General features: G+C 74.2%; 25 protein-coding genes. 17 read left to right on the top strand and 8 right to left on the bottom strand.

What is annotated here, in order from left to right; all coding sequences use genetic code 11:
• Positions 1 to 421 (top strand): cupin domain-containing protein (locus AB0B41_RS08490; RefSeq protein ID WP_358200476.1); only part of this gene is annotated, 421 nt, incomplete at its 5' end.
• A gap of 210 nt (positions 422 to 631) precedes the next feature.
• Here the strand turns inward: AB0B41_RS08490 and AB0B41_RS08485 are convergent.
• The 7 genes from AB0B41_RS08485 to sodN all read right to left on the bottom strand — a co-directional run bounded on the left by AB0B41_RS08485 (position 632) and on the right by sodN (position 6,056).
• Positions 632 to 805 carry a hypothetical protein gene (locus AB0B41_RS08485; RefSeq protein WP_358200474.1) on the bottom strand — a complete coding sequence of 58 codons (174 nt, stop codon included), beginning with the start codon at positions 803 to 805 and terminating at the stop codon, positions 632 to 634.
• A gap of 147 nt (positions 806 to 952) precedes the next feature.
• The gene (locus AB0B41_RS08480) at positions 953 to 1,750 is read right to left on the bottom strand and encodes an SDR family oxidoreductase (protein WP_358200472.1); all 798 of its coding nucleotides are present in this window, start codon (positions 1,748 to 1,750) and stop codon (positions 953 to 955) included.
• 24 nt (positions 1,751 to 1,774) lie between these two features.
• On the bottom strand, positions 1,775 to 2,572 hold the full coding sequence (locus AB0B41_RS08475) for an SDR family oxidoreductase (protein WP_358200470.1): 798 nt from the start codon (positions 2,570 to 2,572) through the stop codon (positions 1,775 to 1,777).
• A 36-nt stretch (positions 2,573 to 2,608) separates the two neighbouring features.
• A complete protein-coding gene (locus AB0B41_RS08470; RefSeq protein WP_358200468.1) occupies positions 2,609 to 3,508 on the bottom strand; it encodes an alpha/beta hydrolase in 900 nt (299 codons plus the stop codon).
• Between the two features lie 58 nt (positions 3,509 to 3,566).
• Entirely contained in the window at positions 3,567 to 4,613 is a 1,047-nt protein-coding gene (locus AB0B41_RS08465) for a helix-turn-helix domain-containing protein (RefSeq protein WP_358200466.1), read from the bottom strand.
• Between the two features lie 207 nt (positions 4,614 to 4,820).
• Positions 4,821 to 5,492 (bottom strand): class I SAM-dependent methyltransferase, encoded by a 672-nt coding sequence (locus tag AB0B41_RS08460; RefSeq protein ID WP_358200464.1) that lies wholly within the window; start codon positions 5,490 to 5,492, stop codon positions 4,821 to 4,823.
• Between the two features lie 150 nt (positions 5,493 to 5,642).
• Positions 5,643 to 6,056 carry a superoxide dismutase, Ni gene (sodN, locus tag AB0B41_RS08455; RefSeq protein WP_037051713.1) on the bottom strand — a complete coding sequence of 138 codons (414 nt, stop codon included), beginning with the start codon at positions 6,054 to 6,056 and terminating at the stop codon, positions 5,643 to 5,645.
• A gap of 87 nt (positions 6,057 to 6,143) precedes the next feature.
• On the opposite strand from sodN, the gene AB0B41_RS08450 reads away from it, so the two are divergent.
• From AB0B41_RS08450 to AB0B41_RS08395, 12 genes are all read left to right on the top strand, one after another.
• A complete protein-coding gene (locus AB0B41_RS08450; RefSeq protein WP_358200461.1) occupies positions 6,144 to 6,467 on the top strand; it encodes a S26 family signal peptidase in 324 nt (107 codons plus the stop codon).
• Positions 6,468 to 6,637: 170 nt separating this feature from the next.
• Positions 6,638 to 7,852: an NADP-dependent malic enzyme gene (locus AB0B41_RS08445; RefSeq protein ID WP_358200459.1), complete on the top strand. Its 1,215-nt coding sequence runs from the start codon at positions 6,638 to 6,640 to the stop codon at positions 7,850 to 7,852.
• 193 nt (positions 7,853 to 8,045) lie between these two features.
• On the top strand, positions 8,046 to 10,883 hold the full coding sequence (locus AB0B41_RS08440) for an EAL domain-containing protein (RefSeq protein WP_358200457.1): 2,838 nt from the start codon (positions 8,046 to 8,048) through the stop codon (positions 10,881 to 10,883).
• 131 nt (positions 10,884 to 11,014) lie between these two features.
• Positions 11,015 to 12,085, top strand: coding sequence for an ATP-binding cassette domain-containing protein (locus AB0B41_RS08435; RefSeq protein ID WP_358200455.1), 1,071 nt, complete (start codon positions 11,015 to 11,017; stop codon positions 12,083 to 12,085).
• Positions 12,085 to 12,735, top strand: a complete 651-nt coding sequence (locus AB0B41_RS08430) for an ABC transporter permease (protein ID WP_358200452.1) — start codon at positions 12,085 to 12,087, stop codon at positions 12,733 to 12,735. The genes AB0B41_RS08435 and AB0B41_RS08430 overlap by 1 nt, the downstream gene beginning before the upstream one ends.
• Positions 12,732 to 13,484 (top strand): ABC transporter permease, encoded by a 753-nt coding sequence (locus AB0B41_RS08425; RefSeq protein WP_358200450.1) that lies wholly within the window; start codon positions 12,732 to 12,734, stop codon positions 13,482 to 13,484. Before AB0B41_RS08430 ends, AB0B41_RS08425 begins: the two co-directional genes overlap by 4 nt.
• Positions 13,481 to 14,413, top strand: coding sequence for an ABC transporter substrate-binding protein (locus AB0B41_RS08420; protein WP_358200448.1), 933 nt, complete (start codon positions 13,481 to 13,483; stop codon positions 14,411 to 14,413). The genes AB0B41_RS08425 and AB0B41_RS08420 overlap by 4 nt, the downstream gene beginning before the upstream one ends.
• 2 nt (positions 14,414 to 14,415) lie before the next feature.
• Positions 14,416 to 15,228 carry an MOSC N-terminal beta barrel domain-containing protein gene (locus AB0B41_RS08415; RefSeq protein ID WP_358200445.1) on the top strand — a complete coding sequence of 271 codons (813 nt, stop codon included), beginning with the start codon at positions 14,416 to 14,418 and terminating at the stop codon, positions 15,226 to 15,228.
• 69 nt (positions 15,229 to 15,297) lie between these two features.
• Positions 15,298 to 15,432 (top strand): hypothetical protein, encoded by a 135-nt coding sequence (locus AB0B41_RS08410; protein ID WP_358200443.1) that lies wholly within the window; start codon positions 15,298 to 15,300, stop codon positions 15,430 to 15,432.
• Between the two features lie 10 nt (positions 15,433 to 15,442).
• Complete coding sequence (locus AB0B41_RS08405) at positions 15,443 to 15,886, top strand: hypothetical protein (protein WP_358200440.1); 444 nt, start codon at positions 15,443 to 15,445, stop codon at positions 15,884 to 15,886.
• A gap of 49 nt (positions 15,887 to 15,935) precedes the next feature.
• Positions 15,936 to 17,531, top strand: a complete 1,596-nt coding sequence (locus AB0B41_RS08400) for a multicopper oxidase domain-containing protein (RefSeq protein ID WP_358200438.1) — start codon at positions 15,936 to 15,938, stop codon at positions 17,529 to 17,531.
• A 114-nt stretch (positions 17,532 to 17,645) separates the two neighbouring features.
• Entirely contained in the window at positions 17,646 to 18,308 is a 663-nt protein-coding gene (locus tag AB0B41_RS08395) for a DUF5134 domain-containing protein (protein WP_358200436.1), read from the top strand.
• Here AB0B41_RS08395 and AB0B41_RS08390 read toward each other — a convergent pair.
• Positions 18,305 to 19,606, bottom strand: coding sequence for an Nramp family divalent metal transporter (locus AB0B41_RS08390; protein ID WP_358200434.1), 1,302 nt, complete (start codon positions 19,604 to 19,606; stop codon positions 18,305 to 18,307). The two genes, AB0B41_RS08395 and AB0B41_RS08390, sit on opposite strands and share 4 nt — an antisense overlap.
• Before the next feature lie 176 nt (positions 19,607 to 19,782).
• On the opposite strand from AB0B41_RS08390, the gene AB0B41_RS08385 reads away from it, so the two are divergent.
• From AB0B41_RS08385 to AB0B41_RS08370, 4 genes are read left to right on the top strand one after another with little or no spacing between them, the layout of a single operon-like run.
• A complete protein-coding gene (locus AB0B41_RS08385) occupies positions 19,783 to 20,043 on the top strand; it encodes a hypothetical protein (protein WP_037053182.1) in 261 nt (86 codons plus the stop codon).
• Positions 20,044 to 20,074: 31 nt separating this feature from the next.
• Positions 20,075 to 20,323 carry a hypothetical protein gene (locus AB0B41_RS08380; RefSeq protein ID WP_358200432.1) on the top strand — a complete coding sequence of 83 codons (249 nt, stop codon included), beginning with the start codon at positions 20,075 to 20,077 and terminating at the stop codon, positions 20,321 to 20,323.
• A 2-nt stretch (positions 20,324 to 20,325) separates the two neighbouring features.
• Positions 20,326 to 23,061 (top strand): FtsK/SpoIIIE domain-containing protein, encoded by a 2,736-nt coding sequence (locus AB0B41_RS08375; RefSeq protein ID WP_358200430.1) that lies wholly within the window; start codon positions 20,326 to 20,328, stop codon positions 23,059 to 23,061.
• The gene (locus tag AB0B41_RS08370) at positions 23,058 to 23,435 is read left to right on the top strand and encodes a hypothetical protein (protein WP_358200428.1); all 378 of its coding nucleotides are present in this window, start codon (positions 23,058 to 23,060) and stop codon (positions 23,433 to 23,435) included. Before AB0B41_RS08375 ends, AB0B41_RS08370 begins: the two co-directional genes overlap by 4 nt.
• Positions 23,436 to 23,488 lie beyond the last annotated feature (53 nt).

The following is a 23,488-nucleotide window of genomic DNA, read 5'->3' as shown; positions in this document are numbered from 1 at the left end:
GCTCGCGAAGATGCGGAACATGGGCGAGGCGTGCACGGCGGCCAACCGCTTCTACGTCCAGCGCGGCGTCGCGGAGGAGTTCGCGGCGAAGCTCGAGGTGCACCGCTCCGGCCGCACCTTCGTGCCGCTGACCCGCCGGGCGGGCGGCCTGCAGGCGTTCAAGATGATCTGTCCGCCCGGCCGCGACGAGCAGCCGGACCCGCGGACGCACGAGGGCTACGAGTGGCTCTACGTGCTGGAGGGCCGGCTGCGGCTCGTGCTCGGCGACCGCGACCTGGTGCTGAAGCCGGGCGAGGCGGCGGAGTTCGACACGCACGTGCCGCACTGGTTCGGCAGCGCCGACGAGCGGCCCGTCGAGCTGTTGTCGCTGTTCGGGACGCAGGGCGAGCGCGCCCACGTCCGTGCCCGCGCGGGCCGCTGACCCCTCACAGCGGACGCCCTCACGCGGTGAGAAGTCGGTGACGACCGGCTCCCCGTGGCGTCGTTCGGAGGCAACGGGTGGTCCGTAGAACACCGCACGTGACTTCTTCCCGAACCACCATCTACGAGTCCATGGACATCGCTCCGCCGGAGAACGCGCTCGCCTCCCGACCCGGCCCCGGCCGGGTTCAGCAGCGAGCCCGCCCCCGTCTCACCCCGGGACGTACCGGCACATCGCCACCGCGACGGCGACGAGGGCCAGCACGAACAGCAGCGCGCCGATCTCCCGCCACCCGCCGCCGAGCGCCCGGCGGATCAGCGGTGGCCGTGGCGGATCGGGCTCCGGCACGGTGTCGCGGGGCGGCTCGTCGGGTTCGCGCGCCATGACGACCTCCGACCACTCGCAGGGCCCGCCGTCCAGTCTCGTCCACCTCGCCCGGGTGCACCAGACCGTCGCACGCAGATGCCGGCCGATCGGTGACGCCCCGGGGACGGGGAGCACCACCGACCGGCCGGCGAGGAGCGGATCGGCTCAGACGGAGTAGCGGCAGAGGGTCTCCCCGCCGTCGACCTTGATCAGGTCCCCGTGGATGTAGCTGGACTCGTCGCTGGCCAGGAACACCGCGAGGTTCGCGATGTCGTCGACCTCGCCCCACCGCTTGAGCGGGATGGACTCGGTGAAGACCTGGTCGAAGTCCTTGTCGTCGAACAGCTCGCGGGTCAGCGAGGTCTTCGCGTAGGTGGGACAGATGCCGTTGACGCGGATCTTGTCCTGGCCGTACTCGATCGCCAGGCACCGGGTCAGATTGGCCTGCGCACCCTTCGAGATGTTGTAGACCGACTGGTTGGGGTGGCCCTGCAGGCCGGCGGTGGAGACGAGGTTGATGATCACGCCGCCGTCGCCCTGCGCGAGGAACTGCTTGATCGCCTCCTGCGCGCCGAAGAAGGTGCCCTTGGCGTTGACGTCGAAGCAGACGTCGAGGTCCTCCTCGCTGAACTCGTGCAGGCGCTTCCCGTTCCGGTAGACCCCGGCGTTGTTGACCATCACGTCGAGCCGGCCGTACGTCTCGACGGTCCGGGCGACCAGGTTCGCGACCTGGTCCGACCTCGTGACGTCGGCACCCACGTAGACGGCCCGGCCGCCGGCCTTCTCGATGGCCTCGACCGTGGTGAGGTTCCCGTCGGTCTCGAACCCGCCGGTGTTGGGCTTCTCGTGGACGTCCGAGACCACGACCCTCGCGCCCTCCCGGGCGCACGCGACGGCGATGCCGCGACCGAAGCCGGACGCGGAGCCGGTGACGACGACGACCTTGTCCTGTAGACGGGCCATGACGTGCCTTCCTCTCCGAACGGGTCAGGGTGCGGTGTAGCCGCCGTCGATGGTGACCATCGATCCGGTGGCCCAGCGGGAGTCGTCGCAGGACAGGAAGACCGCGGCCTTGGCGACGTCCTCGGCGGTGCCCAGCTCGGGCCACGGGGACTTCGAGTGGAGGACCTCGTTGAGCTCCGGGTCGTCCAGGAACGGGCGGACCATCGCGGTGGCGAGGAAGCCCGGACAGATGGCGTTGACGTTGATCCGCTCCGGGGCGAAGTCGACGGCGAGCTGGCGGGTCAGGTTGACCACCGCGCCCTTGGCGGCGCAGTAGGCCGGCTCGGCGGCGAGCCCGACCAGGCCACCGATCGACGCGATGTTCACGACCCGGCCGCGGGAGCCGTCGACCGGCTCCTGGATCAGCATCTGGCGGATGGCGAACTTGCAGCCCAGCCACACGCTCTTGCCGTTGACCGCCATGGTGCGGTCGTACTCGTCCTCGGTCTCGTCGACGATGGTGTGCAGGCCGGTGAAGATGCCGGCGTTGTTCACCATGACGTCGAGCCGGCCGAAGCTGCTGACCGCGGAGTTCACCAGGTTCTCGACCGCGGCGTAGTCCGCCGCGTCGGCCTCGACGTACTCGGCCTTGCCGCCGCGGCTGCGGATGACGTCGTCGGTCGGGGTGCGGATGTCGCCCTCGTAGCCGCCCTCGCGGGCCTCGCGCCGGATGTCGGAACAGACGACGGAGGCACCCTCCGCCGCCAGCGCGAGCGCGATGGCCCGCCCGTTGCCGGAGCTGGAGCCGGTGACGACGACGACCTTGTCCTGCAGTTTGCCCATGTCCGGGAGGTCCTCTCGTGACGTGGTCCGGGGTGATCAGGGCGCGAGGTGCTGCACGAACCAGGCCAGCGCGGGGTTGCTGGAGGCCTCGAAGCCCTCGACGTAGGCGTCGAAGTGGCCCCCGGGCAGGATCTCGAGGCGCTTGGGCTCGCGGGCCTTCTCGAAGGCGGCGATCGCCAGGTGGGTGGGGGTGAGGACGTCGTTCTGCGCCGGGAGCAGCAGCAGCGGGGTGGGGCTGATCTGCCAGATGTAGTCGACCGGGTTGTACTCGGCGAGCATCTCCACGCTGCGCAGCGTGACCTCGTTCGACCAGTTCGGGGCCCGGGTCTTGCCGGTCTCGGTGAACCACTGCCAGGAGTCCGGGGTCGGCAGCGCGGACGGCGCCAGCGGGTCCTCGGCGACGACCGGCACCATGGCGGGCGGGTCGCCCCGGAAGCGGGCGAGCCGGTCCTGGTCGAACTGCTGGCGGAACCCGTCGAGGAAGTCGGCGCGGACCAGGGCGCGCACGTTGTCGTAGCCGCTGACCAGCGGGACCTGGCTGACCACGGCCTTCACCCGCCGGTCGATCGCGGCAACCACCAGGACGTTCCCGCCGGAGTAGCTCGACCCCCAGACGCCGATGCGGGTGGCGTCGGTCTCGGGCAGCGTCGTCGCGTAGGTGATGGCGTGCCGGTAGTCGCGGACCTGCGCCCACGGGTCGATCTCCTGGCGCGGGGTGCCGTCGCTGTCGCCGAAGTTGCGGTTGTCGTAGACCAGCGCGTTGAGGCCGTTCGCGGAGAACAGCTCCGCGTACTTGTCGAGGTACATCTCCTTCACGGCCGAGAAGCCGTGCGAGAGGACGATCGTCGGGGCGGGGCCCGCGGCCCCCTCCGCGGGGTAGAACCAGCCGCGCAGCGTCACGCCCTCGGCGTCGAACTCCACGTCGCGTCGAGCCATCGGGACTCCTCCGGGTCGGGTGGGGCGGCCCCGGGAGGCGCTCGCGCGGGGCGCCGGCTCAGCCCTGGACCGCTGTGACCCCAGTCTCCCGACGGCCGGCGCCGGCGCGATGAACTGCTGCGACAGGTCGTTGCACGGGCGCGCCACCGGCCCGGTCGAGGTGCGCCGCGCTGCGGTAGTCGCTCGGCGAGGCGCCGTACCGGGCCTTGAACGACCGGCTGAAGTGGCTCGTGTCCGAGAAGCCCCAGCGGTGCGCGATGGCGGAGATCGGGCGGTCGGACTCGGTGAGCTCCTCGCGGGCCCGGGCCAGCCGGCGCACGCGGATGACCTCGCCCACGGTCTGACCGGTGGCGTTGAAGATCCGGTTGACCGTCCGCACGGACACCCCGTGCGCGGCGGCGAGGTCCTGCGCGGTCACCGCGTCGAGCAGGTGCCGCTCGATGTAGCGGTCCATCTGCGCCCGCAGCGCCGGCTGGGCCATCGAGGTCGCCGGGACGCCGCTCCCGGACCGCAGCGCCCCGATGAACAGCTCCAGGGTGGCGTTGCGGGCCGCGCTGATCGCGCCCTGGTCGAGCTCGGGCAACGACGTGCGCAACGTGTCCAGGTACGACGTGAGCAGCCGGGTGGCCGGCTTGCCGCCGTCGAGCCGCACCCCGCCCGACATCGGTGCCCGGCCGGACACCTCCTCCAGCGCCGCGCGGGGGATGAGCAGGCTGCGCTTGGCCAGCGGCTCCCACACGGCGAACCGGGCGGGCCGGGTGCTGTCCCACGCCACCGCGTCACCGGGCTTCAGACAGGCCTCGGCGTCGTTCTGGGCCACCGTCTCCTGCCCGGCCAGGGTGATCAGGACGACGACGAACTCGCCGTCGGTCCGGGCCAGCTCGCGGCGGGTCCGGGTGCCGGAGCACGGGCCGCACTCGCAGTCGACCAGCGCGAGGTCGTCGATCCACCAGCGCCGTGCCGACGCCGTGAACCCGGGCGGACCCGCGTCCACCGGGACCGACACCGTCCACGGCAGGTGCGTGGCCGAGAGCATGTCGCGCCACTCGTCCGTGACCGCGTCGGCCTCGCCGCTCGTGGTCCAGAACTCCTCGTCGCGTTCCATCGCGTCCCCTCGGCCGACGGCGCTGTCGAACCCCGGCGACCCACGGTAGGCGGTCCGGCAAGCCCACACCCTCCGCCGAGTCCCGGTTGTGTCGACCCTGCCCACGCCGCACGGCCCGCGCGTAGAACCGATGCGCCAGGGCCTGGAACGCTCGCGACAGGTCGGCGAGGGCGGCCAGAGCTGAGGGAGGCGGCGGCGAGGTCCGGTTCAGCCGGCGGCCGTCGGGCGCTTGCAGGCGATGAGGGACGCCTGCGGGATCTTCGTGGCGGCGCTCGCCGGGGCGGGCGCCCGGACGAGCGTCGCGACGAGGTCGAACCCGGCCTCGTCGAGGAGGGCGGCGACCGCGTCGGGTCGGAGTCGCCGGAAGTCCAGCGAGACCCGGTGGCCGAAGGCCTCGTCGAAGTGCAGGACGTCGTCCCCGACCTGGAAGGCCACCAGGAGGTGGCCTCCCTCGTCCAGCACACGGTGGAACTCGGCGAACACCGCGGGCAGGTGTGCCGGGGGCACATGGATGATCGAGTACCAGGCGACGAGGCCCGCGAGGCTCCCGCCGGGCGCGTCGAGCGCGCCCATGTCGCCGACGTCGAACGCGACGTCCGGGTGCTCGCGACGGGCGAGGTCGACCATCGCCGCGGAGAGATCGATCCCGCGGATCGCCAGCCCCAGCTCGCGCAGGTGCGCGGCCACGTGGCCGGGCCCGCTGCCGACCTCGAGAAGCCGGCCGTCCGGGTGCCGGTCCGCCACGATCTCGGCGAAGCCGGCTAGCACGGCGCGGTCGAGCGGGCTGTCGTCGAGCTCGGAGCGGAACGTCTCCGCGTAGGACCGTGCGATCGCGTCGTAGCCGTCGCGGGTGTGCCCGAGGTGCGCCGGTTCGATCACGGGCGCAGCCTACGGATCCGGCCCGCCGGCTGTGGGGAGTCGCCGAGGGGTTCGGCGCTGACGCCGCTCGCCATGACCCGCCGGGACGCACAGCGGCGCTGACCCACGGGGAGCGATCCCCGCTGGTCAGCGCCGCTTCCCGCGCGAGGCTCAGGCAGCCTGCTTGGTCTCCCAGAAGATCTTGTCGATCTGGGCGATGTAGTCCAGCAGCTCCTGGCCGTCCTTCGGGTCGACCGAGGACTTGGTGCCGCCGGGGCCACCACCGGCCTTCTTGGTGGCCTTGTTGAACAGCTCGTGCAGCTCCGGGTACTTCTCGAAGTGCGGCGGCTTGAAGTAGTCCGTCCACAGCACCCAGAGGTGGTGCTTCACGAGGTCGGAGCGCTGCTCCTTGATCTCGATGGCCCGCTCGCGGAAGACCGGGTCGTCGTTGCCCTGGTACTTCTCCTGGATGGCCTTGACCGACTCGGCCTCGATGCGCGCCTGGGCAGGGTCGTACACGCCGCAGGGGAGGTCGCAGTGCGCGGTGGCCTCCAGCCGCGGGCGGAGAATGCGGGACAGCCGCATGGGTCCTCCCTGGTGGTGATCGTTCTGGCGTGCCCGACCCTACTCCCGGGGGCGGGGGGCCAGCAGGCCGGAAGGTGTGGTGGGACGGTGTTCCGGAAGCGGGTCACAGGGCATCACCGCGGGTGGCGCGCGGTGACCGTCCGCGGTCCCTCCATGTCCACCACCCTGTCCGACGACGACGTCGTGCTGGCCCGGTTCGGCCGGTCCGCCCGGCCGGGTGACGTGGTCCTGGTGCGCTGGCCCGCCCGGCCCGAGCAGCTGTCGGTGAAACGCGCGGTACGGCCCGACGGCGCGCTGTGGTGGGTGGAGGGCGACAACCCGTTCGGGTCCACCGACTCCCGCACGCTCGGTCCGGCCGAGGTCGTGGCCGTCGTCACGCGGCGGTTGTGGCCCCGACCCCGGCGCCTCTGAGGTACGGTCGTCAGCCAGTACCCGACAGCCGATCCCTCGCATCCCCCGCCGCATCCCGCGGGGCCGCGGCGAGGGGGCCGTCCGGCACCGATCCGGCGAGACCCTGCCCCCGGTGCACGGCGAGTAGGGACGCGCGCGAGCGTCCACCGCACCCGTACCGGAGTCCTGCCATGACCGTTTCCCCGGAGCGCACTCTGTCCTCGGACCTGCCCACGTCCGCCCCCACCCGCGAGGAGATCTTCGCCTCGCACGAGGGCGGCAAGCTGGCCACCGGCCTGTCCGCGCCGCTGCGGGACGCCCGCGACCTGGCCATCGCCTACACCCCGGGCGTCGCCGAGGTCAGCCGCGCGATCGCCGCCGAGCCCGCGCTGGCCCGCCGCTACACCTGGACCGACCGGCTGGTCGCGGTGGTCAGCGACGGCACCGCCGTCCTCGGCCTCGGCGACATCGGTCCGCGCGCGTCGCTGCCGGTGATGGAGGGCAAGTCGGCGCTGTTCAAGACCTTCGGCGGGCTGGACTCCATCCCGCTGGTCCTCGACACCACCGACGTCGACGAGATCGTCGAGACCCTGGTCCGGCTGCGCCCGAGCTTCGGCGCGGTCAACCTCGAGGACGTCGCCGCCCCGCGCTGCTTCGAGCTGGAGCGCCGGCTGGTCGAGGGCCTCGACTGCCCGGTCATGCACGACGACCAGCACGGCACCGCGATCGTGCTGCTCGCCGCCCTGCAGGGCGCCTGCGCCACCACCGGCCGCCCGCTGTCCTCGCTGCGGATCGTGGTCTCCGGCGCCGGGGCCGCGGGCGTGGCCTGCTCCCGGATCCTGGTCGCGGCCGGCGCCGCGGACGTCGTCGTGCTCGACTCCCGCGGGGTGGTCGACGCCGCCCGCGGCGGGATCAAGGCCGAGCTCGCGGCCGAGACGAACCCGCGCGGGGTCACCGGCGGCCTGGCCGACGCGCTGCGCGGCGCCGACGTCTTCGTCGGGCTCTCCAGCGCGACCCTGCCCGAGGAGATCCTGGCCACGATGGCACCGGACCCCTTCGTGTTCGCGCTGTCCAACCCGGACCCGGAGGTCCACCCGGAGATCGCCGCGCGGTACGCCGCGGTCGTCGCCACCGGGCGCAGCGACTTCCCGAACCAGATCAACAACGTGCTGGCCTTCCCCGGGGTGTTCCGCGGGGCGCTCGACGCCGGAGCCCGCCGGATCACCGAGGGCATGAAGCTGGCCGCCGCGAACGCGATCTTCTCGGTGGCCGCGGACGACCTCGCGCCCGACCGGATCGTCCCCAGCCCCTTCGACCCGCGCGTCGCGCCCGAGGTGGCGGCCGCCGTGGCCGAGGCCGCCCGCCGCGATCCGGCCGCTGGTGTGACCGCGGGTGAGCACCGGTAGGGGCGCTACCTGGCGTTCTTCCGCCGCTTGGTCGACCTGATCACGGAGAGTGTGGCCAAGTGCCGTAACTCACTCGGGTCGGAGTACTCCGTTCGAGCGGTGTCCCCGGATCGAGTGGAGCAGTCGCTCGTTGTGCTCCGTGACGGGGGCCTCCCGGGCCCCGGAACACACGGCGAGCACGTGGGGGGCGCGGGTGAGCGGCTTCGGAGGGCGCGGCGAGGCGGCGGACGAGCCTGCCCGGTCGGGCGTCCCCGACGGGGCCGCCCCGGACCCGGTCGAGGACGGGTACGACGTCGGTCCGTCGGGCGGGGGGCACTCCGGGCCCGACCTGCCCGGCCCGGTGCGCCGGCTCGACCGCCGGCGGGCGGACAACGTCGCGCCGCGGCCCGAGCAGGCCCGCTTCGCCGACCGCCTCGCCCGGGCGATCTCCGCGCCGTCCGGCGGCCAGGTGCCGGGCCAGACCCGCCGCCCGGCGTCGGGCTCCCTCGGCCGCTCCCTGCCCGAGCGCGAGGAGCCGGGCGAGCCCGAGGTGCGAACCGATCCCGGCGCGGTGCAGCTCGTCGCCCCGCCCGAGCAGATCAGCGGCCCGCACGCGCTCCCGCTCGAGCCGGGGACGACCGACCCGGGCGGCCTGCCGTCGGTGCCGCCGGCGCTGCGGGACGTCGCCTTCGGCACCGCGGCCCTGCCGCCGTCGGCCCTTTTCGGCGAGAGGATCGACGTCGTGCCGCTGCCGGCAGCGCCCGCCGTGGTGTGCGACGGCGCGGACCGGATCCTCCGGGTCAACGACGCCTTCCTGCAGCTCGCGGGCCGGCCGGCGGACCCGCTGGGCCTGCGGCTGGACCGGCTGCTCGACGGGCCCGACGCCGACGCCCGCCTGCTGCGCGCGGACGGCTCCACGGTCCGGGTGCGCGCGGTCCGCTGGGACCTGCCGGGCGACCTGCACACCGTCGTCCTCGTCGAGCTGGGCGAGCGGGACCGCGGCGACCGGCGCTGGACCGCCGAGCTGGAGCGGCTCGCCCGCGTCGGCACCTGGACGTTCGAGCTGGCCACGGCCACCTTCCGGCGCAGCTCCTCGCTCGAGGAGCTGTACCGGGACGTCGGCGTGGTCCCGGACGGTCCGCACGGACCGGTCGAGGGCGAGCAGGTGGCGGCGCTCTGCCGGGCCCTGCGCACCGGCTCGGGGGCGTCCGACCACCACGTCGAGCTGCGGCTGCCCGGGGACCGGGTGCTCAGCTGCCGGGCCGGCGTGGAGCGCGGTCCCGACGGCCTGCCCGTCCGGCTGGCCGGGATGGTGCGCGACGTGACCGCGCAGCGGCTCGCCGAGGGCGGCCGGTACTCCGCGCGGCGCTTCGCCGACCTGCTCTCCACGGTGCCCGACGGCGTCGGCCTGTTCGACGCCGCCGGCCGGCTCGCCGACGCCAACGAGGCCTTCTGCGCGCTGCTCGGCCGGCCGCTGGCGGAGCTGCGCGGCCGCACCGCGCTCGACCTGACCGCCGACGCCGAACCGCAGCCCGACGCCGCGCCGGCGGTCCTGCCCGGCTGGCTGCGCCGCATCCCGACCGGCGGCGGGCACGGCTACCGGCTCTCGGCCGTCACGCTGCTGCGGGGCGACGGCACCCGGGTGACCGTCGCGCTCGCCGTCACCGCCTCGACGTCCGACGACGGGGACCCGTTCTGGCTGGTCGTGGCCACCGAGATCGCCCCGGCCGCGCCGCAGCGCGAGGCAGGCACCGCGGTCGACGTCCTGACCCGGCTGCCGAACCGGGCGGCCGCGCTCGACCTCGTCGCCGACCTGCTCGCCGGGCCCGACGGGGACCGGGTCGCCGTGGTCTGCGGCGACCTCGACGACTTCGCCCGCGTCAACTCCTCCCTCGGCCACGAGGCGGGCGACGAGCTGCTGGTCACCACGGCCACGCGGCTGCGCCGGGAGCTGCCCGTCGGCTGCACGCCGGCCCGGCTGGCCGGGGACGAGTTCGTCGTCATCTGCGCCGACCACGCCCTGACCGGCGGCCCCGAGGCCCTGGCCCGCACCGTCGCCGAGCTCATGGGCGGCACGCTCAGCGTGCAGGGGCGGCCGGTGCAGCTCACCGCCACCGTCGGCGTCGCGACCCCGGACGCCCGCCCGGACGGGCCCGTCGAGGCCGGTGACCTGCTGCGCTACGCGGAGGTCGCGATGCACGAGGCCAAGCGCACGGACCGGGGCGGGGTCGCCACCGCGTCGCCGGCCGTCGTGGGCTCGGCCGACCGGCAGCTCGAGCTGGAGGGCGAGCTGCGCGCCGCGCTGACCGAGGACCGGCTGACGCTGCAGTACCAGCCCGTCGTCGGGCCGGACGGCTCGGTGCTCTCCGCGGAGGCGCTCGTCCGCTGGCCGCACCCGGAGCGCGGGATGATCCCGCCGGGCGACTTCCTGCCGGTCGCCGAGCGCGCCGGCATGCTGCGCGACCTCGACCTGTGGGTGCTGCGGACCGCGGTCAACGAGGCCGCGACCTGGCCCGGGCGCGCCGCGGTGGCCGTGAACCTCGCGGGCCTGCTGCCCAGCGAGCCGGGGTTCCTCGACGAGGTGACCCGGATCGTCTCCGCCTCGGGCCTGCCCTGGGACCGGCTGATCCTCGAGCTGGTGGAGACCAGCCTGGTCGCGCTGCCCCGGGCCGCGCGCGAGGTCATGGCCGAGCTCACCGCGCGCGGTGTCCGGTTCGCCGTCGACGACTTCGGCACCGGCTACTCCTCGCTGGCCCGGCTCAAGGAGCTGCCCACCCAGACGGTCAAGGTCGACCGGGCGTTCGTCACCGGCGTGGGGTCCGACCCGGCGGACTTCGCGGTCGCCCGCGCCGTCGTCGACATGGCCCGCGCGATGGGCCGGACGACGGTGGCCGAGGGGGTCGAGACGGCCGAGCAGTTCCACGTGCTCCGCGGCCTCGGCGTCGACGCCTACCAGGGTTGGTTGTTCTCCCGGCCGCTGCCGCCGCAGGACCTGCACCGGGTCCTCGCCGACGGCCGGCTGCCGACCCCCGCCCGGTCCGTGGGAGCCTGACCGCCGAATGACCGGACGGGTCGCGGGGCGATCACACTTGGTCATCCGGCTCGCCCCTGTCGGTGCCTCCGGATAGCCTCGTCGCACCATGGCGGCCGGAAGGCGGGCGCCGGGACGAGGGGAAACCCCGCGTGATCGAGTTCCGCGGCGTGACGAAGCGGTTCCCGGACGGGACCGTCGCGGTCGACGGGCTGGACCTGACGGTGGAGGCCGGGAAGGTGACCGTCTTCGTCGGGCCCTCCGGCTGCGGCAAGACCACGTCGCTCCGGATGATCAACAGGATGGTCACGCCGACCGAGGGCACGATCACCGTCGACGGCCGGGACGTGATGGCCGGCGACCCCGCGGAGCTGCGCCGCGGCATCGGCTACGTGATCCAGCAGGCGGGGCTGTTCCCGCACAAGACGATCCGGGACAACATCGCCACCGTCCCGCTGCTGCTCGGCTGGCACAAGCGCAGGGCGCGGGCGCGGGCGGACGAGCTGATGGAGGTCGTGGGCCTGGCGCCGGAGATGGCCGCCCGCTACCCGGCCCAGCTGTCCGGTGGCCAGCAGCAGCGCGTCGGCGTGGCCCGCGCGCTCGCCGCGGACCCGCCCGTGCTGCTGATGGACGAGCCGTTCAGCGCGGTCGACCCGGTGGTCCGGGAGAGCCTGCAGGAGGAGCTGCTGCGGCTGCAGGGCGAGCTGGGCAAGACGATCGTGTTCGTCACCCACGACATCGACGAGGCCGTGAAGCTCGGCGACAAGGTCGCGGTGTTCCGCACCGGCGGCGTCCTCGCGCAGTACGACGAGCCGGGCGTGCTGCTCGACCGTCCGGCGGACGGGTTCGTCGACGGGTTCGTCGGCCGCGACCGCGGCTACCGCAAGCTGGGCTTCCTGTCCGACGAGCTGCCGCTCGCCGAGCTGCCCACCGTGCGCGTCGGCGAGCCGGCGCCCGTGGGCTGGTCGCTCGTGGCCGACGCCGACGGCCGCCCGGTCGGCTGGGTGAACGGCGAGGGGACGGTCGAGGAGTCGGCCGTCCTGCCGGGCGGGTCGCTGTACGAGGTCGGGTCGGGCTCGCTGCGCAGCGCGCTCGACGCCGCGCTGTCCTCGCCGTCGGGCCGCGGGGTCGCGGTCGACGGGAACGGTCGCGTCGCGGGCGCGCTGAGCGCCGACGACGTGCTGCGGGCGCTCGCCGCCTCCCGGGCGGACGAGGCTGCCTGATGGTCTGGGACTGGATCCCACGCAACCTCGGCATGCTGGGCGAGCTGCTGGGCGAGCACGTGGTCCTCGCGCTGGTCCCGGTGCTGATCGGGCTGGTGCTGGCCGTCCCGATCGGCTGGGCCGCCGCCGGGAACCGGGCGCTGCGCGCGGTGCTCGTGCCCGCGGCCAGCGTGCTCTACACGATCCCGTCGCTGGCGCTGTTCATCGTGCTGCCGGCGATCATCGGCACCCGCATCCTCGACCCGCTCAACGTCGTCGTCGCGCTCACGATCTACACCGTCGCCCTGCTGGTCCGCTCGGTGGCCGACGCGCTCGGCGCCGTCCCGTCGATGGTCGTCGCCGCGGCCACCGCGATGGGGTACCGGCCGGGCCGGCGGTTCGTCTCCGTCGAGCTGCCGCTGGCGGTGCCGGTGCTGATCGCGGGGCTGCGGGTGGCCGCGGTGTCGAACATCAGCCTGGTGTCGGTCGGCGCGCTGATCGGCGTCGGCGGGCTGGGGCAGCTGTTCACCGAGGGCTACCAGCGCAACTTCCCGCTGGAGATCCTCACCGGCATCGTGCTGATCCTGCTGCTGGCGCTGGTCGTCGACGGGATGCTCGTGCTGATCGGGCGGGTCAGCACGCCCTGGACCCGGGCGGGGGCGAACGCGTGAACGCCCTCTTCTCCTGGCTCGCCGACCCCGCGCACTGGAGCGGGCCCGCCGGCATCCCGGCCCGGCTCGTCGAGCACCTCTGGTACTCGGTCCTCGCCCTCGCGCTCGGCGCCGTGGTCGCCCTGCCGATCGGGGCGCTGGTCGGGCACTCGCGCAAGGGCGGCTTCCTGATCGTCGGCACCGCCAACGGGCTGCGCGCGCTGCCCGAGCTCGGCCTGCTGACCCTGCTCGTGCTGCTGATGGGGATCGGGCTGCTCCCGGTCACCCTCGCGCTCGCCGTGCTCGCGGTCCCGCCGCTGCTGGCCGGCGCCTACTCCGGCGTGCGCAACGTCGACCCCGGCGCGGTCGACGCGGCGCGCGGCATGGGGATGCGCGAGTGGCAGGTGCTGACCAAGGTCGAGCTGCCCAACGCGCTCCCGCTGGTCCTCGGCGGGTTCCGCAGCGCGGCGCTGCAGGTCATCGCGACCGCAGCCGTCGCCGCGTACGTGAGCTTCGGCGGCCTCGGCCGCTTCCTGATCGACGGGCTGCGCACCCGCGAGTACCCGCAGATGGCGGCCGGCGCGGTCCTGGTGGCCGTCCTCGCGCTCGCCGTCGAAGGGCTGCTCGCGCTGCTGCAGCGCGCGGTCGTCTCCCCCGGGCTGCGCGGCGGCGGCCGCCGCTCGCCCACCGCCACCGTCGGGCGTCCCGCCCCCGAGCCCGCGAACCCCGACCCCGTTCCTACCCGAGAGCCCGCAGGAGCCGAACCGTGAAACTCTCCCGTCCCCTCACCCTCGTCGCCGCCGGTGCGGCCCTGGTCCTCGGGCTGAGCGCCTGTGGCGGCGGCGGGGGCTCGAACGACCCGCTGGCGTCGGGCAACAGCCAGGCCCCGGCCGCGTCGGACACCGTCCGCATCGGCTCCGCGGACTTCCCGGAGAACCAGGTGCTCGCCGAGATCTACGCCCAGTCCCTCGAGGCCAAGGGCGTGAAGGTCGAGCGGAACTTCAACATCGGCAGCCGCGAGGTCTACTTCCCGGCGCTCACCGACGGCTCCATCGACCTCATCCCGGACTACACCGGCGTGCTGCTGCAGTACATCAACAAGAACGCCACCGAGACCGAGGGCGACGCCGTCTACGCGGCCCTGCAGAAGGCAGTCCCGGCGCCGCTCACCGTGCTCGACAAGGCGGCGGCCGAGAACAAGGACGCCGTCGTCGTCACCGGCGAGTACGCCCAGCAGAACAACCTGAAGAACATCGGCGACCTCGCCCCGATCGCCGCCCAGGCGTCGTTCGGCGGCCCGTCCGAGTTCCAGACCCGGCCCGACGGGATCCCCGGCATCGAGAAGACCTACGGCGTGAAGTTCAAGGAGTTCAAGGCGCTCGACACCGGCGGCCCGCTGACCGTCGCCGCGCTCAAGGACGGCACCGTCCAGGCGGCCGACCTGTTCACCACCGACCCGACCATCGAGGACAGCGGGTTCGTGGTGCTCGGCGACCCGGGCAACAACTTCGCCGCGCAGAACGTCGTGCCGCTGATCAACTCGAGCAAGGCCAACGACACGGTCAAGCAGGCGCTCAACGCGGTCCAGGCCAAGCTGACGACCGAGGGCCTCATCGAGCTCAACCGCACCCTCAACGGCGCGGACAAGCCCGACGTCGGCACGGTCGCCAAGAACTGGCTCGCGCAGCAGGGTCTCTGACGATGACGGCCGGCACCGTCGCCGCCCTCTACCGCTATCCGGTCAAGTCGATGCTGGGCGAGCCGGTCGCGGAGATCGCGGTCGGTCCGCTCGGCGTCGCCGGGGACCGCCGGTTCGCGCTCCTCGACGAGGAGACCGGCCGGGTGGCCACGGCCAAGCACCCGCGGCGCTGGCGGCGGCTGCTGCAGTGCCGCTCCGCCACCGCGACCGACGGCGTGCGGGTCACCCTGCCGGACGGTCGTTCGCTCGACGCCTCGGCGGCCGACGAGGAGCTGTCCGCGCTGCTCGGGCGGCGGGTCCGGATGGCGGGGAAGCGTCCCGAGGGCGCCGAGGTCGAGCGGCCGGACCCGGTCGACGTGCTCGCCGAGGGCGTCGACGCCGAGGTGGACTACGCGATCCTCGAGATCGCGCAGGGCACCCCGGGCGGCGCCTTCGTCGACCACTCGCCGGTGCACCTGATCACCACCGCCACGCTCGACGCGATCGGCGTCGGCGCGGCGGAGGCGATCCGGTACCGGCCCAACGTCGTCATCCACACCCCCGAGGGGTATCCGCCCTTCGCGGAGAACGACTGGCCGGGCACCGAGATCACCCTCGGCGAGGTGCGCCTGCGCGCCACCCTGCCCACCCCGCGCTGCTCGGTCCCGACGTTGGAGCACGGCTCCCTCGGCCGCGCCCCCGACGCGGTCCGCCCGCTCCTCGCCCGCCGGGTCGAGGTCCCCGGCTTCGGCCTCCTGCCCTGCGCAGGGGTGTACGCCGAGGTCGTTCAGGGTGGGACGGTTCGCGCGGGGGACGAGGTGCGGGTGGGGGAGTAGGTCCGCTGCCCGCCCGCCGGGCTCGACGTGATCGAGGGCGAGGGGTGCTCCACCGGCACCCTTCCGCCCTTGATCACGATGAACGGCCTTGCCGGCGGTGAGCGCGAGGTCCGGGGCTCGGGCTACCACCCCGAGACCCTGACCGGCGCGCTCAGGGAGGGGCCGGGGTTCGTCCCGGATCCCGGGGGCGCGCGGGATTTCTAGCGTCCCAGGCGTGGACACCACCCTTCCCGGCCCGGAGCGGGCGCCGGGCCCCGTAAGGCTGCCCGGCATCCACCGGCCGCGCGCGACGCTGTGGACGCTGCGGGTACTGCTGACGCTGCACGTGCTCGCGGTGCTGGCCCAGCCGCTGCTGGCCGGGCTGTACCTGTCCGGCGATGTCGACGCGATCGCGGTGCACGGAACCGTCGGCTCTGCTCTGGCAGCGCTCGGACTGGTGCTGATCGCGGGTGCGGCGGCGTACGTCCTGGTCGGCCGCGGACGGTGGTGGGTGCTGCCGGCGACCGTGGTGCTGTTCTTCGCGGAGGGCCTGCAGGTCGGGTTCGGGTACGCCCGGCAGCTGAACCTGCACGTCCCGCTCGGGGTGCTGGTCGTGACGGTGTCGATCCTGCTCGCCGCCTGGGTCTGGACCCCCGCCGCCCGCCGGGGCCGGCGATGACCGCCCCGCGCGCGGCCGTGCCCACCACTCACACCCTCGGCAGCCGGGGATGAGGCACTCGACACTCACCCGCCGCACCTTCTTCGGCGCCCTGGCCGCGGCGGCCGGGAGCGCCGCCCTCTCCGGCTGCGGAACCCTCGGCGTCGACACCCCACCCGGCCAGACCGGCGAGGTGCTCCGCAGCGAGCGACCCCTGCCGACGCCGTACCGGGTCCCGCTGCCACGCCCCCACACCGCGCGTCCGACCGGCACCCTCACGCTCCCCGACGGCACCACCGCCGACCTGTACGAGATCACCCAGCGCGCGGCCGAGGTCGAGATCCTGCCCGGCGTCCGCACCACCGTCTGGGGCTACGACGGCACCCTTCCCGGGCCGACGCTGGAGACGCGGACGGGCCGTCCGGTCGTCGTCCGGCACCGGAACGACCTGCCGGTCCCGACCGTCACGCATCTGCACGGCGGCCACACCCCGGCCGACTCCGACGGCTGGCCGCTGGACCTGCTGCTCCCCGCCGGGGCTACGCCGCCGCAGCATCACGGCATGCCCGGCGACCTGGCCGTCGGCACCCGCGACCACCACTATCCGATGACCCAGCGCGCGGCCACGCTCTGGTACCACGACCACCGCATGGACTTCACCGGTCCGGCCGTCCACCGCGGGCTGCTGGGCCTGCACCTGGTCCGGGACGACGTCGAGGCGGCCCTGCCGCTGCCGCGGGGCGACCGCGAGATCCCGCTCGTGCTCTGCGACCGGTCGTTCGACGTCGACGGCCGGTTCGCCTACCCGAGCCTGGACCGCAGCCTGCGCCGCGTCCCGGGCGTGGAGGCCGCGTGGACGGAGGGCGTGCTGGGCGACGTCGTGCTGGTCAACGGTGCGCCGTGGCCTGTTGCCGAGGTCGACGCGGCCCGGCACCGGCTCCGGATCCTCAACGGCGCGAACGCCCGCCGCTTCTCCCTGGCCTTCCAGGTACCGGGGGCGCCCGACCTCCCGGTCACCCAGATCGGCTCCGACGGCGGCCTGCTCGCCGCGCCCGTCGAGCGGCCGACCGTCGACCTCGCGCCGGGGGAGCGGTGCGATGTCGTCGTGGACCTCGGGCGCGTCCCCGTCGGCACCGAGGTCACGGTCGTCAACCTGCTGGGTACCGGGCCGACCCGCGACGTGCTGCGGTTCCGGGTCGTCCGCGCCGCGCGCGACGACAGCGCCGTGCCGGCCGTGCTGTCCGAGATCGAGCCCCTGGTTCCGGGGCCGGTGCGCCGCGAGTTCGTGTTCCGCCGCGGCGCGGTCGGGGACCACTCCGGCTGGACGATCAACGACCGGTCCTTCGACCCCGACGGCTCGCTGGCCGACGTCCCGCTCGGCACGACCGAGACCTGGCGTTTCCGCACCGACGTCCACCATCCCGTGCACGTGCACCTCGACCCGGTGCAGGTCCTCGCGCGCGGGGGCCGCGGCCCCGGGCCGTCCGACGCCGGGTGGAAGGACACGGTGGACCTGCGGCCGGGGGAGATCGTGGACGTCGCGGTGCGGTTCACCGACTACGCCGGCCGGTTCGTGCTGCACTGCCACAACCTCGAGCACGAGGACATGGCGATGATGGCGACGATCCGGACGGTCCCGGGCCCCGGCGGAGGATCGGGCGCCTGACCTGCCGTCGTCACCCCCTGTGGGTACCCGTGCACGGTATGGATTCCTCTGCTCCGATCTGCCTACGCTCCCGGCGACCGATGAGTCCGCACGAGCGAGGGAGTCGACCTTTCCATGGCCTGGTTCAACGCCCTCCTCGCCTGTGTGTCGCTCGGCCTCGGGCTGCTGCACCTCGTCCGCCTCGCCACCGCGCGGCGCGACGGCCGCCCGGTCGCCGGGGAGGCCTCACACGCCGTGATGGGGTTCGGGATGGCGGCGATGTTCTCGCCCGTCGGCGACCCCGTCCCGGCCGCAATGTGGATCGCCGCCTTCGGCCTGAGCGCGGCCTGGTTCGCGGCGGTCGCCCTGCGCACCGGCCCCTCGTCCGACGACGCCGGGCACCACGTCGTGTGCGGGGTCGCGATGCTGTTCATGCTCTCCCTCGGCCTGGGCGAGCGGGCGGCGCCGGGCGGCGCGCACGCCCACCACACCGCGGCGGGCCCGGCCGCCTGGACCTCGGTCGTCGCGATCGTGCTGGCCGGCTACTTCGCCTGGCATGTCATGCGGTGCGGGGACCGCTTCGCCGCGGCCCGCCGGGCCCGGACGGCCCTCGCCGAGCCCGTGCCGGCGGGGGTGCCCGCCGAGATCGCCCCGCCGATGGTCGACATGGCGAGCTGCGGACACGGCGGGGCGGTGGTCGAGGGCCGGCTCGCCGCGGTGCGCGCCCCGCAGGCCGCGGCCGTCGCGCACCTGGTCATGGCCACGTCGATGGCCGTGATGCTGCTCGGGATGATCTAGAACCGGTTCACGAGGTCCGTCACGAGCAGCGCCAGGAACAGCACGGAGGCGGCGCCGAGGAAGAGGTTCGACAGCCACCCCGAGCGGCCGTTGCCGGTGACGCGCTTCGAGTTGAGCAGCAGCATCAGCGTGACGGCCAGGAACGGCATGAAGACCGAGCCGAGCACGCCGTAGACGAGCGTGAGGCCGAACGGCTTGTCGATGAACAACAGGGCCATCGGCGGGAGCGTCAGCCACAGCAGGTAGCCGCGGAAGGGCAGCGACCGCTCGGTCTCGCCCGACGCGAACCGCTCGACGCTCGTGGCCGTCTCCGCCGCCTTGCCGTGCGGCAGCCGGATCGCCCGCGTCCAGTCGGCGAACATGAACGAGACGCCGTTCCACACACCGAGCAGCGACGTCGAGGTCACGGCCAGGAACCCGACCAGGAAGAGGATCCGGGCCCAGGCGCCGTAGCGCTCGTCGAGCGCGGTGCCCAGCGTGAGCAGGCCGCTGTCCGACTCGGTGAGGTTCTGCCCGAACAGCAGGGTGGAGCCGACGACCAGCATCGCGATCACGAAGATGCCGGTCATGACGTACCCGACGGCGTTGTCCAGCCGCATCATCGACAGCCAGCCGGTGCCCCGCCAGCCCTTGGCGAACATCCAGTAGCCGTAGGCGGCCATCGTGATGGTGCCGCCGACGCCGCCGATCAGGCCCAGCACGTAGATCGTCGAGCCCTCGGGCAGCCGCGGGACCAGCCCCGACGCGAGGTTCCCCAGGTCGGGCGCGACCAGCACGGCGACCGCGACCACGGTGCAAAACTTGATCAGCACGAGCACCGTCATGAACTTCTCGAAGAAGGCGTAGCGCTGCGTCCAGACCAGCACCAGCCCGACGACGCCGGCGATCATCGCCCAGTACCGCACGGACAGCCCGCCGAAGAGGGCGTTGAGCGGCAGCCCGACCGCGGACATCGCCGTCGCGCCGTACACGAAGCCCCACACCACGATGTAGACGCCGAAGAAGACGGTGGCCCACCGCCCGAGCCGCCGCCAGCCGTCGAGCAGGGTGGTCCCGGAGGCGAGGTGCCAGCGGCCGACGCCCTCGCCGAGCGCGAGCTTGAGGACGGTGCCGAGGATCGCCGCCCACAGCAGCACCGTGCCGAACCGGGCGCCCGCGACCATCGTCGCCACCAGGTCGCCCGCGCCGACGCCGGTCGCGGCGGCCAGGAGCCCGGGGCCGACCTGCCGGACCTTCGCCCCGACGCCGGTGGGTGGTGTGAGCTCCGCGGTCCGGTCGACTCCCGGCTGTGTACTCACGGCGACCTCCTGCCCTCGGCGACTCCAGCGACCCCGTACGGGGGAACGGTAAAGATGTCCGGTCCGTCCCGCAGCGCCTGGCTGCGACCGGGCTCACCGATCGTGCCCGGGTGCGCGCTGTAGGTTTCCGCCGTTACCGTCGTAACGGGGTTCGACGAGAGAGGCGAGAAGCGGCCGTGGCGAGCATCGAAGAGGTCAGGGACGGCATCGCGCAGGCCAACGACAAGGCCTCGGAGAGCATGGGGGCGCTGGACCAGGCGCGCTCCAGCATCGAGGAGGCCCAGCGCGCCCTGCAGCAGGTGACCGAGGGCAGTTCGCAGAGCGACGTCGAGCAGGCCAACGCGTACTACGCCGAGGCGGCCAGCAAGATCGACGACGTCCAGCAGGCCATCAACGCGGCGATCGAGGCGGCCGAGGGCGTCGCCGCCCGGCTGTGACGGGGGTGCGCCCCGACCGGAGGATTCCCGAGTGAGCATCGGCGAACTGCGCGCCGCGCTGGAGGGCGTCGGCGGTGCCACCGGCGAGGCTCGCGCCCACGCGGAGCGTGCGGCCGAGCGGCTGGGCGAGGCCGCCGCGCTGCTGGCCGACCTCACCGAGCGGACCGGCGCCGACCTGCCGGTGGCGGCGTTGGAGAAGGCGCGGGAGGAGGTCGACGAGCTGGTGGCGACGGTGGGCCTGGCGGGCGACGCGGTCGCCGACCTGGGCGGTCGGCTGTAGTCGTGGCACCGGGGAGGAAGGCGCGCCGGGACCGCGTCACGGCCGCGTTCGACGCGTTCCACGCGGCCGCCGCGCGTGCCCTCGGCGCGGCCGCGCGGCAGCGCGAGTCGGCCGTCCGGGCGCAGGCCGAGGCCATGTTCGAGCTGTGGCTGCGCCGCGAGGGCGTCGCGGCCGTGCGCGCCGACCCGTCCCTGGCGCCGGCCTTCCGCTCGCCCGTGCTCGCCGCGGCCGTCGAGCGGGCCGAGCGGGACCGGCTGGCCGGGCTCTCCGGCTGGCTGCCGGACGGGCCGCGGGCCCTCGCCGACGTCGTCGCCGACGCCGCCCCCGGTCCGGCGGGCGCGCGCGGCACGGCATGGCTCGACGAGGTGGTGCGCGCAGCGGACCCGGACGCGTCGGGCACGGACCTGCTGCGCAACGAGGGCGTCAAGGACCACCCGGAGCTGTGGCGGATCGGCGCGGGGCACCTGGAGATCGGCGACGCGTTCCCCGTCGCCCTGCCCCTGCTCGACGAGTCCCACCTGCGGATCGACTCCGTGCCGGAGTCCCGGCCCGCCGCCGAGGCGCTGGTCGAGCAGCTGCTGATGCGCATGCTCGCGTGCTTCCGGCCGGGCATCCTCACCGTCGACGTCTGGGACGTCGGCCAGTACGGGCTGATGCCCGCGCTCTACCCGCTCGCCCGCACCGGCCTGGTCACCTCGCACGACCCGAACCGCCTCGGCGACCTGCTCGACGAGCTGTCCGAGCGGATCCGCAAGGTGCACAGCCGGGTGCTGGTCGGCGGCTTCCCGTCGCTGCGGGCGCACGCCGCGCACGAGGGCCGGCGCAGCGAGCCGTGGGTCGTGGTGGTGCTGGCGGGCAACCGGACCGCCCTGCCCGAGGACCAGCAACGGCAGCTGCAGCGGATCGCGCGCAGCGGCCTGGCCTGCGGGATCCACCTCGTGATGCTCGACGTCCCGGTGACCGTCGCCGCGCCCGTCGAGTCCGTGCGGTTCACCCGACACGGCGTGCGGTGCTCGATGACGGGCCAGCACGTGCGGGTGGAGCCGGATCCGCCGCTGCCCCGCCAGCAGGTCACGGACGCGTGCAGCGCGATCGTCCGCGCGCACGAGGCGTGGCGGGCCAAGGTGTCGACCTTCGCGGACCTGCTGCCGCAGGATCGGCAGGGCCGGCTGACCTCGGAGTCCGGGATCCGCGCCCCGATCGGCTTCACCGACGGCATGCACGTGGAGCTCGCGCTCGACGACGCCTCCCCGCACGCGTTGATCGGCGGGCCGAGCGGGTCGGGCAAGACCAACCTGCTGCTGGCCATGATCGGGTCGATGGCCGCCCGGTACGACCCGGACGAGCTGCACTTCTACCTGCTCGACTTCAAGGAGGGCGTGTCCTTCGCCCAGTTCGCGCCCGGTCGCCGGGACGCCAGCTGGTTGCCGCACGCCCAGCTGATCGGGATCAACGTCAACACCGACCGCGAGTTCGGGCTGGCGCTGCTGCAGTTCCTCGCCGACGAGATGCGCCGCCGCGCGGAGGCCGCCAAGTCCTTCGAGGTGACCAAGCTCGAGGAGCTGCGCCGCGCCGACCCGCACGGGCACTGGCCGCGGATCGTCGCGGTGGTCGACGAGTTCCAGTACCTGTTCGCGGAGAAGGACCAGGTCACGCGGCAGGCCACGGCCCTGCTGGAGGACGTCGCCCGGCGCGGCCGCTCGCAGGGCATCCACCTGGTCTTTGCCAGCCAGGACGTCTCCGGCATCGAGGCCTTCTGGGGCCGTCCGGCGATCTTCGAGCAGTTCGTGCTGCGGATCGCGCTGCCCCGGGCGCGGCGCGTGCTGGCCAACCTCAACGACGCCGCGCTCGCCCTGCCGCGCTGGCACGCGATCGTCAACCACGAGTCCGGGATGAAGCACGGCAACGAGATCGCCCGGATCCCCGACGCCGGCGCCGGTTCGGACCTCGACGAGGTGCAGCGCGCCGCCCACGAGCGCTACACGGGCCCGCCGCCCCGGCTGTTCGACGGCGCCCGGTCGCCCGCCGTCCGGGACCTGCTCGCGGCGGTGCCGGTCGGCGGTGCCCCGCGCGCCCTGCTCGGCCAGGTGATCGACATGGCGGGCAGCGCGGCGGCCGTCGAGCTGCCCGACGCGCCGGGCCGCAACGTCGCCGTCCTCGCCTCGGCGTCGGCCGAGGCGCTGCGGGTGATCGGCGCGGCCGCGGCGGCGCTGGCGGCGAGCGCGCCGGCCGAGGCCCGGTTCGTCGTCGCGCCGCTGGTGGGGGAGCTGCCCGCCGCCGCGCTGGCCGGCCGGGAGGTCGAGACCGTCGGGCTCGACGGGATCCGCGCGCGGATCGAGGAGCTGGCGCGCGAGGTGAAGGAGCGGGTGGCGACCGGCGACCGGCGGCCGGTGTTCGTGCTGCTCCTGGGCGCCGACGCCGCCGACCCGCTGCTCGAGCGCTCCGGCACCGAGGCGCTGCGGACGGTGCTGCGGTTCGGCCCGGAGGTCGGGCTGCACGTCGTGGGGTGGTGGCGCTCGGCGACCCGGCTGCGGCAGCTGCTGACCCTCTCGGCCGGGGTCGACGACGTCGGCGCCTGGATCGGGCTCGACGTCCAGGGTTCCGAGCTGGGCGCCCTGGCTCCGGGGCTGGGCACCACCTGGGCCCCGCGCCCGGGTCGCGGGCTGTTCTTCGACCGGGCCGTGCACGCCCGGCCCGAGGTCGTGATCGTGCCGGGGTCGCTGGAGGGGGACGCATGAGCACGCCGGACCAGCCCGAGTCGCCCGCCGCCGCGTACCGCCGCATCGCGAGCGGGATCGACGAGGCGGTCGACGCGGTCCGACGGCAGGACGAGCTGCGCGCGACCCGCCTCGAACAGGCGCTGGCCAAGATCGACGCGCGCATGCGGCGGGTGGGCGAGCGCGCCGCCCTGACCCGCTTCTCCGTGGAGCTGCACTGGGAGTCGGCGCTGGAGGCGTTGTGGGCGGAGCCGTGGATGACGGTCCGCCCCTTCCCCCGCCCCGACCCCGACGCCCAGCCCGCCCGGCTGGAGGGCTACGAGCGCGAGGTCGACCGCACCTACACGGAGCTCATGGACCTGGTCGCCCGCCGCCGCTTCGGCTTCCGCCGCTGACCACCCGTCGTGGGGGGGGGTTGTGGGAGGGGGCAGGACTCGCACACACCCCC

It is taken from the genome of Pseudonocardia sp. NPDC049154, from assembly GCF_040648315.1.
Lineage (GTDB): Bacteria > Actinomycetota > Actinomycetes > Mycobacteriales > Pseudonocardiaceae > Pseudonocardia.
The sequence above is the reverse complement of the archived record's forward strand: the minus strand, read 5'-3'. Positions and strand labels throughout refer to the sequence as shown.